Genomic DNA, 8,457 nt, shown 5'->3' with positions numbered 1-8,457 from the left:
GAGAGCCTGGGCATCGCGCAGCCGCCGCTGTCGCGGGCGATCCAGAAGCTGGAACGGCGGCTGGGCGTGGAGCTGTTCGACCGTTCGGGGCACCGGGTGGCGCTCACCCCGGCCGGTGAGGTGCTGGCCAGGGAGGCGGCCAAGGCCCTGGACGCGGTGGCGGCGGCCGAGCACCGCACCCGGCGGGCGGGCCGCACCGATCCCCGGCTGGTGGTCGCGTTGAAGCCGGGCGGCGACGGCGGGCTGCTGCCGGACGTCCTGGCCGCCTACCAGGGACGCCAGGACGCGATCGAGGTGGAGGTCGTGCTGTGCGGGGTGGCGGAACGGGCCCGGCTGCTGCGGGACGGGACGGCGGACGTGGCGTTCCTGCATCTGCCGTGGGAGGACCTGACGGGGTTCGACACGGAGCCGCTGCTGATGGAGGGCGGGGTGGCGGTCGTGCCGGCCGGGCACCGGCTGGCGGAGCGCCCGTACGTGCACCTGGCCGACCTGGACGCGGAGCCGACTCCGCGCTGGCCGGAGCCGCACGTCTGGGATCCGGCCGCGAGGGATCCGGCCGTGAAGGATCCGGCTGGGAGGGACCCGGCCGGGAGGGATCCGGCGGGGAAGGATCGGGGTGACCGGGACGGGCCGCTGGTGGGGGACGCGGCTCAGCTCATGCAGCTCGTGGCGATCGGGCGGCTGGTCGCGGTGGTTCCCGAGTCGGTCAAGGGGCAGCTCAGGCGGGATCTGACCTGTGTGCCGGTGGTGGACGCCGCTCCGACGACGGTCGTGCTGGCCTGGCCCGAGGAGACCCGCTCCCCCGCTCTGGCCGCCTTCGTCCGGACCGCCGCCGAGGTGGCCGCCCGGGCGCTGTCCCGGAGGGTCGTCCGGGAGGCCTGAAGGCGCTCGCCGGGCCCCTCGGCGGGAGCGGGGGGACACGCGGGGTGCGGCGCGTGGGGACCGGCCCGGTTGACGGTAGTTTGTGGGCCGTGACTGCTATCGATCCGACCGTGACCGGCGCGCACGCCATCGGCCTGGCGACCGTCGCCGCCGACGGCACCGTCCTTGACACCTGGTTCCCCGCTCCTCAGCTGGGCGACCCGCCGAACACCGGCACCGAGCGCCTCTCCTCCGAGCAGCTCGCCGAGCACGCGGGCGACCTCGCCGGGGACCTGGCCGCGCTGGTCGGCCCCGATCCGGCCAGGGGGGTCGAGGTGGTGGCGGTGCGCACCGGCATCGCCAAGCTCTCCGAGCCGCCGACGGACGCGCACGACGTCTACCTGCGCCTGCACCTGCTGTCGTCCCGCCTGGTCAGGCCGCGCGGGATGAGCCTGGACGGCGTGTTCGGGCTGCTGGCGAACGTCGTGTGGACCAACTTCGGCCCCTGCCCCGTGGAGGGCTTCGAGCGCACCCGGCTGCGGCTGCGGGCCAGGGGCGCGGTGACGGTGTACGGGGTGGACAAGTTCCCGCGCATGGTCGACTACGTGCTGCCGACCGGTGTCCGCGTCGCCGACGCCGACCGGGTGCGGCTCGGCGCGCACCTGGCGAGCGGCACGACGGTGATGCACGAGGGCTTCGTGAACTACAACGCCGGCACCCTGGGCGCCTCGATGGTCGAGGGCCGCATCTCGGCGGGCGTCATCGTGGGCGACGGCTCGGACGTGGGCGGCGGCGCGTCGATCATGGGCACGCTGTCGGGCGGCGGCAAGGAGGTCATCTCCATCGGCGAACGCTGCCTGCTGGGCGCGAACGCGGGCATCGGCATCTCTCTGGGCGACGACTGCGTGGTGGAGGCGGGGCTGTACGTGACGGCGGGCACGAAGGTGTCGCTCCCGGACGGGCGCGTCGTCAAGGCCGCCGCCCTGTCGTCGAGCGACGGCCTGCTCTTCCGCCGCAACTCCCAGTCGGGCGCGGTGGAGGCGGTCCCCCGCGAGGGCGGCGGCATCGAACTCAACACCCAACTCCACCAGAACGACTGACCGATCGTTTCTGATCGCCTCTTACAAGCTGACGATCCCTTCACAAGCCGACGATCCATTACGGCCGGCATGGGCCGGCCCCACCCACCGCACGGGGCCGGCGCCTGTCCAGGGAGACGCTCCTCCGGTGATGCGGGGCGGGCCGCCGTGACGCGCGCATCGTGAGCCGGAGCGAGCTACCCCAGCACCAGGTGCCCCGCATCCATCGGCACCAGGTGACCGGCTCTCGGCGGCACCTCGTGTCCCCGGGTCTCCCGTCGCACCTGGTGTCGGCGTGTCCACGGAGATGGTCAAGGGCGCGCGCGTAACGGCCGCCGGCCCCGTGCGGGCTCAGCGGCCGTTTTCCTGGAGGCCCTCAGCCCCGTGCGGCGGGTGGCGGTGGGGACGGCCTGCCGTAACGGGGCCTCGAAAAGAGAGCTTCCAGGAAACAGCGGCCGGATCACCACCGTCCTGGGCAAGAAGAAGAATCAGTTCAGGTATGTGAGACGGCCGAGCCGATCGTGTGAACGCGGAGGGCGTTGGTGCTGCCCGGGGTGCCGGGAGGGGAGCCGGCGACGATGACCACCTTGTCGCCCTTCTCCAGCCGCCCCAGCGTCAGCAGCGACGCCTCGACCTGCCGCACCATGTCGTCCGTGTGGTGCACGAACGGCACGTGGAAGGTCTCCACCCCCCACGTCAGCGACAGCTGCCCGCGCACGTGCGGCGCCGAGGTGAAGGCCAGCAGCGGGATCGGCGAACGGTAGCGGGCCAGGCGGCGCGCGGTCTCGCCCGACATGGTGAACGCGATCAGCGCCTTGGCGCCGACGATCGCCCCGACCTCGGCGGCGGCGCGCGCGATGGCGCCGCCGGTGGTCTCCGGCAGGCGCTCCAGGGAGTGCGTGGCGTGCAGCGAGTGCTCCTCGGCCGCGCGGGCGATGCGGTCCATGGTGGAGACGGACTCGATGGGGTAGCTGCCCACGGACGTCTCGCCGGACAGCATGACGGCGTCGGCACCGTCCATGACCGCGTAGGCGACGTCGGAGGCCTCGGCGCGGGTGGGCCGGGGGGCGCTCATCATGGAGTCGAGCATCTGGGTGGCGACGATGACCGGGCGGGCCTTCTCCCGGCACAGCTCGATGATGCGCCGCTGGACGATCGGCACCTGCTCCAGCGGCAGCTCGACGCCGAGGTCGCCGCGGGCGACCATGATGCCGTCGAACGCCTCGATGATCTCGGGGAGCCGGTCGACCGCCTGGGGCTTCTCGATCTTGGCGAGCAGCGGAAGGCGGACGGCCTCCTGCTCCATGATGTTGCGGACCACGTCGGCGTCGGACGGGCGGCGGACGAAGGACAGGGCGATCATGTCGAAGCCGGTGCGCAGCGCCCAGCGCAGGTCGGCCTCGTCCTTATCGGTGAGGGCGGGAGCGCTGACGTTGACGCCGGGCAGGTTGAGGCCCTTGTTGTCGGAGATCATGCCACCGATGACGACGCGCGTGACGACGCGGTCGGGCAGGACGCGGGTGGCCTCCAGGACGAGGCGGCCGTCGTCGACCAGGATCGAGTCACCGGCGCGGACGTCGCCGGGCAGGCCCTTGTAGGTGGTGGAGACCTGCTCGCGGTCGCCCGGCACGTCCTCGACGGTGATCGTGAAGACGTCGCCGAAGCCGAGCCGGACCGGCCCCTCCTCGAACCTGCCGACGCGGATCTTGGGGCCCTGAAGGTCGGCGAGGACCCCTACGCCGCGGCCGAGGTCGGCGGCCACCTCTCTGACCCGGTCGTACACCTCTCTGTGCATGTCATGGTCACCATGAGAGAGGTTGAACCGTGCGACGTCCATGCCGGCGGAGATCAGCTCACGCAGGCGTTCGGGGGAGGACGTGGCGGGGCCTAGGGTGCACACTATCTTCGCGCGACGAGTCACGAGTCCTACCTTAATTGGTACAGACCACTTGGCAGTCATTGACGACGGAGAACGTACCCGACGTAGGAGAACAACACGAGAATGGCGACCCCCAGGCGCACCAAGTTCGTGTACTGCTCCGGGTAGACGACGCCCTCGATGTAGTGATCGATGAAGCCGGTCGGCGGCAGGCCCTGGAGTCCGGCGTGCCGCCGCCCCCAGTCTTCCACGACTGTGAGAGGACATTCGACGCCGGTGGTCAGCGAGACCAGCCCCCAGGCGACGACCGCGAGGTGGGCCCAGACCGTGCGCCGCCACCGCCACGCGACGAACCCGCCCACGGCCATGTAGACCAGGAACAGGAAGTGCACCACCATCGCGGCGTCCGCGACGAGGCGATACATCATCCCTTGACGGTAGCGGCCTTCCAGGCGTCGACGACGCCGTGGCCGTAGAAGCCGTTCTTCGACTTGCCGCCTTCGCAGGTGTGGGTCGTGCTCTCGCCGAAGACCTTGTAGACGTACTTGCGCGGCGACGGGCACGCCTTCTGCGTGGCGGTCTTGAACAGCAGCTTCTCCACCTTGGCCGGGGCGAGCGCGACGCCGCCCTTGCCCTGCTTGCCGAAGCGGCTGATCAGGATGGCGGCGACGCCGGTGGCGTGCGGCGAGGCCATCGAGGTGCCGTCCAGGTACTGGTAGTAGGAGCAGGGGCCGCCGCCGCTGCAGTCGCGCACGACCTCCGAGCTCTTCGGCTTGCCCGACTTGTCGATCTTGCCGGTGGCGCGGAGCGCGGCCTCGGGGGCGGCGGCCAGGATGGAGCGCAGGGGCGAGGCGCCCTTGCCGTCCGTGGTGTCGCCGCCGGGCGCGGACAGGTCCGTCTGCTCGATCCCGTAGTCGCTGTAGACGGCCTTGCGGCCGGTGGGGCCGAGCGCGGAGACGGACAGGACGCCCTTGGACTCGGCCGGGACGTTGATGCAGGAGTTGTCCACCTTGCGGGACTTCTCGCTGCCGCGCGGGTAGCCGGGGCTCGCGCTGTCCACCTTGGGGTGGCCCAGGTCGGTGGCGCCGTTGCCGAGGGCGGAGATGAGGGTGACGTTCCGCTTGCGCGCGTAGTCGAGCGCCCGCTGCATGCCGGTGATGATGGCGCGCTGTTCGAGCTGCTGCTTCTTGCTGTCGGCCTTGTTGCTCCTGCAGTTGAACAGCCACGGGTCGACGTAGTAGCTCATGTTCACCACGTCGACGCCGATGTCGGCCGCGTAGGTGAGGGCGTCGAGGCTGGCCTTGAGGAAGAAGAACCCGGAGTCCTGGCCGGCCCTGATGTTGACGAGCTGGACGTCCGGGGCGACGCCGGCGATGCCGATGCCGTTGATCGGGGAGCCGATCGTGCTGGCCACGTGGGTGCCGTGGCCGTCGTCGTCGGCGTCGACCGGGTCCTTGCAGCCGGCCACCTCGCACGGGCCGTCGAGCGTTTCGCCTTCCTCGTCCTTCGGCTTGTCGGTGACGAAGTTGCGGCTGAGCTCGCGGTTGAAGTTCGGGGCGATGTCGGGGTGCTTGCCGTCCACGCCGGTGTCGATGATGCCGACCAGGACCTTCTTGGTGCCGGGCGCCTTGCCGTGCGCCCGGTCGGCGCCGATCATCTTCATGTCCCACTGGCGGGCGGCGAGCGGCTCGGCGGCGGCGTTGGAGGCGATGGCGGACGCGTCCGGGAAGGCCGTACTCCCGGAAGAGGACACAGAAACAGGCCCGGAAGCGGGCCCAGAAACGGGCGCAGAAGCGGGCGCGGCGGCGGGCATGGCGGTCTCGAAGCCGATCGCGCGGTCAGCCGACACTCCGACGATCGCCTGGTCCGTGCCGAGCGCCTCGACGAAGGCGTCGCCGTCGCCCTTGGCCAGGACGTAGCCGAGCTTGGTGTCGGTGGCGGACGTGCTGCCGCCCGCGCGCCGGACGGCGGCCAGCGCCTCGCGCGCCTGCCCGTCGGCGTAGAAGACCAGGTAGTCCTTGGCGGACCTGGCCGCCGCGGGAGTTCCGGTAGCCGCTGACGGCGAGCACGCCGCGAGCGGGGTCGCCAAGACCAGGGCCATCAGGCCGCCGGCGATTCGCCGCATTCTTCCCCCATTCACCGCGCCCACCCACCCCAGATTGTGCATCTTCCCGGCACCAGTCGCTCGATGCAACTTTGTCGCAAAATATGAGGCTGTATACGGCAAAGCAGGTCGAAGCCCTCAAAATGGGCTCCGACCTGCTCAAAAGAGGGTCAGGCGTGTTCAGCCAGCCTGACGTTCCTGACCGTCGTCAGCAGTGCCGCGCACACCAGCAGGATCGGCACCACCCACACGAACACCCCGGTCACCGCCCCCGAGAAGGCCACCTGCGTGGCCTGCCGGGCCGCCTCGGGCAACTGCTGGATGGCCTCCGGCGTGACCGACGCCTGCGCCCCCAGCCGCCCGCTGAACACCGCGCCCAGCACCGACACCCCGACGGCCCCGCCGATGCCGCGGGCGAATGTGATCGCCGACGTGGCCGCGCCCCGGTCGCCCGCGGGCGTGGTGGTCTGGACGGCCAGCAGCAGGTTCTGGGTCACCATGCCGAGCCCGACGCCGAAGATCACCATGTACGCGCCGGACGCGAACGCGCTCGTGCCCATGTCCATGGTCGCGAACAGGGCCGCGCCGAGCGCCGAGAGCAGCGTCCCGGCGACCACGAACCACTTGTACGTGCCCAGCCTGGTGACCAGCTGCCCGACGACGGCCGAGGAGGCGATCATCCCGGCCATCAGCGGGAGCAGCAGCAGCCCGGAGTCCGACGCGCTGGCGCCGGTGGCCAGCTGCAGGAACATCGGCAGGAACGTGGCCGTCCCCAGCATGCTCGTGGCCAGCAGGATCACCGCAACGGCCCCGATGGTGAAGGTCCGGTCGCGGAAGAGCCGCAGCGGCAGCACCGGCTCGGCCGCCGCCCGCTCGACCAGGACGAACAGCGCCACCAGCACGACCGCGCCCAGCCCCAGCCCGATGATCACCGGTGAGGTCCACGCGTACGTGGTGCCGCCCCAGGAGGCGAACAGCGTCAGGCAGGTCAGCACACCGGAGATCAGCGCCGCCCCGAGCCAGTCCACGCGGTGCGGTGAGGTGCGGCGCGGGAGCTTCAGCACCGCGAACGCCACGGCCAGCGCGACGGCGCCGAGCGGCAGGTTGACGTAGAAGATCCAGCGCCAGGAGATGTGCTCGGTGAGCGCGCCGCCGATGACCGGCCCGGCGATCGACGCGATGCCCATGACCGCACCGAATATCCCCTGAAATTTCGCCCTTTGGCGGGGGGTGGCGATGTCCGCGGAGATGGCCATGGTCAGCACCATCAGCCCGCCGGCCCCGACGCCCTGGAAGGCCCGGAACAGGATGAGCTGCGTCATCGTCTGCGCGATCCCGCACAGGGCCGAGCCGATGAGGAACAGCACGATGGCCGACAGGTAGAGGCGCCTGCGGCCGTACATGTCGCTGAGCTTGCCGTACAGGGGGGTGACGATGCCGGAGGTCAGCGCGAACGCGGTGACCAGCCAGGACAGGCTCGACAGCCCGTGCAGCTCGCCGACGATGGTGGGCATGGCGGTCGCCACGACGGTCTGGTCGATGGCGGCCAGGAACATGATGAGCATGAGTGAGCCCATGCTCACCCACAGGCCCCGTTGCCGCGGCGGGGCCTCGGGGGCGGGCGTCTCAGGAACGCTTGTCGATACCATGGTCCGACTCCTTGCTTCTTTCGCGAGGGCAGGAGGAATTCGCGGCGATCGGGGGTGCCACCCCGGTCGCCGCTTCTTTCGATGACGTTCAGAGTCCTTGTTCGAGCAGCGCGAACGCCTGGTCGAGCAGCTCCTCGACGGGCTCGCCGGTCTCCAGCGACTCCTGGACGGCCGAGATCATCGCGCCGAACGACCCGACGACCAGCAACCGCGCGTGGAGCCCGCCACGAGCGCCCGGCCTGGACCTGACCAGGGCGAGGGTCATCTCCATCACCTTCGCCTGGTCGGCGGCCCTGGCCCGGACGGCCAGCTCCGGGTGCCGGTTCTGCAGCTCCATGAACGGCTGCATGTCCGCCCACAGCGGTAGCGACCGCACCCCGACCTCCTTCATGACCGCCTGGAGCGAGCGGAAGACCGGCTCGTCCTCCGGCCGGCGCCGCAGCAGCTCCATGAGGTCCTCCGGCCGCCAGGCCGGCTCCATGACGAGCGCGTCCTCCTTGGAGCCGAAGTAGTTGAAGAACGTGCGCGGTGAGATGTCGGCCGCCGCGCTGATGGCCTCCACGGTGGCGGCCTCCAGCCCGTCGTCGAGCGCGATGCGGACGGCGACCCTCCGGACGGCCTGCCGCTTCTCGGCCCGGCGCCGCTCACGACGCTCTTGCGGACTCTCCATGCATTGCACTGTACGCAACTCTTGCAGAGACTGCAAGCCTTGCACACCGTGCAACCAATGGGGCGGCCACGGTCAAGGACGCGTGCGTGACGGCGACCGGCCCTGTGCGGGCTCAGCGGCCGTCTTCCTGGAGGCCCTCAGCCATGTGCGGCGGGTGGCGGTGGGGGCGGCTTGCCGTAACGGAGAAAAACGAACGCCGCCCCGCGCTCAAGTGC

7 protein-coding genes are annotated in these 8,457 nt (G+C 70.9%); 2 read left to right on the top strand and 5 right to left on the bottom strand.

Annotated elements, in window-relative coordinates; translation table 11 throughout:
* Together KME77_RS06955 and dapD are read left to right on the top strand one after the other, a co-directional pair.
* Window positions 1-882 (top strand): LysR family transcriptional regulator (locus KME77_RS06955; protein ID WP_246609316.1); only part of this gene is annotated, 882 nt, incomplete at its 5' end.
* 89 nt (window positions 883-971) lie between these two features.
* Window positions 972-1,961, top strand: a complete 990-nt coding sequence (gene dapD, locus KME77_RS06950) for a 2,3,4,5-tetrahydropyridine-2,6-dicarboxylate N-succinyltransferase (RefSeq protein ID WP_219463105.1) — start codon at window positions 972-974, stop codon at window positions 1,959-1,961.
* Between the two features lie 472 nt (window positions 1,962-2,433).
* On the opposite strand, the gene pyk is transcribed toward dapD, so the two are convergent.
* The 5 genes from pyk to KME77_RS06925 form a co-directional block, all read right to left on the bottom strand.
* Window positions 2,434-3,861: a pyruvate kinase gene (gene pyk / locus KME77_RS06945; RefSeq protein WP_219463102.1), complete on the bottom strand. Its 1,428-nt coding sequence runs from the start codon at window positions 3,859-3,861 to the stop codon at window positions 2,434-2,436.
* Between the two features lie 35 nt (window positions 3,862-3,896).
* The gene (locus KME77_RS06940) at window positions 3,897-4,247 is read right to left on the bottom strand and encodes a DUF2784 domain-containing protein (RefSeq protein WP_219463100.1); all 351 of its coding nucleotides are present in this window, start codon (window positions 4,245-4,247) and stop codon (window positions 3,897-3,899) included.
* Window positions 4,244-5,944: a S8 family peptidase gene (locus KME77_RS06935; RefSeq protein WP_219463099.1), complete on the bottom strand. Its 1,701-nt coding sequence runs from the start codon at window positions 5,942-5,944 to the stop codon at window positions 4,244-4,246. Before KME77_RS06935 ends, KME77_RS06940 begins: the two co-directional genes overlap by 4 nt.
* Before the next feature lie 149 nt (window positions 5,945-6,093).
* The gene (locus KME77_RS06930) at window positions 6,094-7,572 is read right to left on the bottom strand and encodes an MDR family MFS transporter (RefSeq protein WP_219463098.1); all 1,479 of its coding nucleotides are present in this window, start codon (window positions 7,570-7,572) and stop codon (window positions 6,094-6,096) included.
* Window positions 7,573-7,660: 88 nt separating this feature from the next.
* Window positions 7,661-8,242 (bottom strand): TetR/AcrR family transcriptional regulator, encoded by a 582-nt coding sequence (locus tag KME77_RS06925; protein WP_219463096.1) that lies wholly within the window; start codon window positions 8,240-8,242, stop codon window positions 7,661-7,663.
* Window positions 8,243-8,457 lie beyond the last annotated feature (215 nt).

The sequence above is a fragment of the Nonomuraea rhizosphaerae genome, assembly GCF_019396405.1.
In the GTDB taxonomy this organism is placed as follows: Bacteria; Actinomycetota; Actinomycetes; order Streptosporangiales; family Streptosporangiaceae; genus Nonomuraea; species Nonomuraea rhizosphaerae.
The sequence above is the reverse complement of the archived record's forward strand: the minus strand, read 5'-3'. Positions and strand labels throughout refer to the sequence as shown.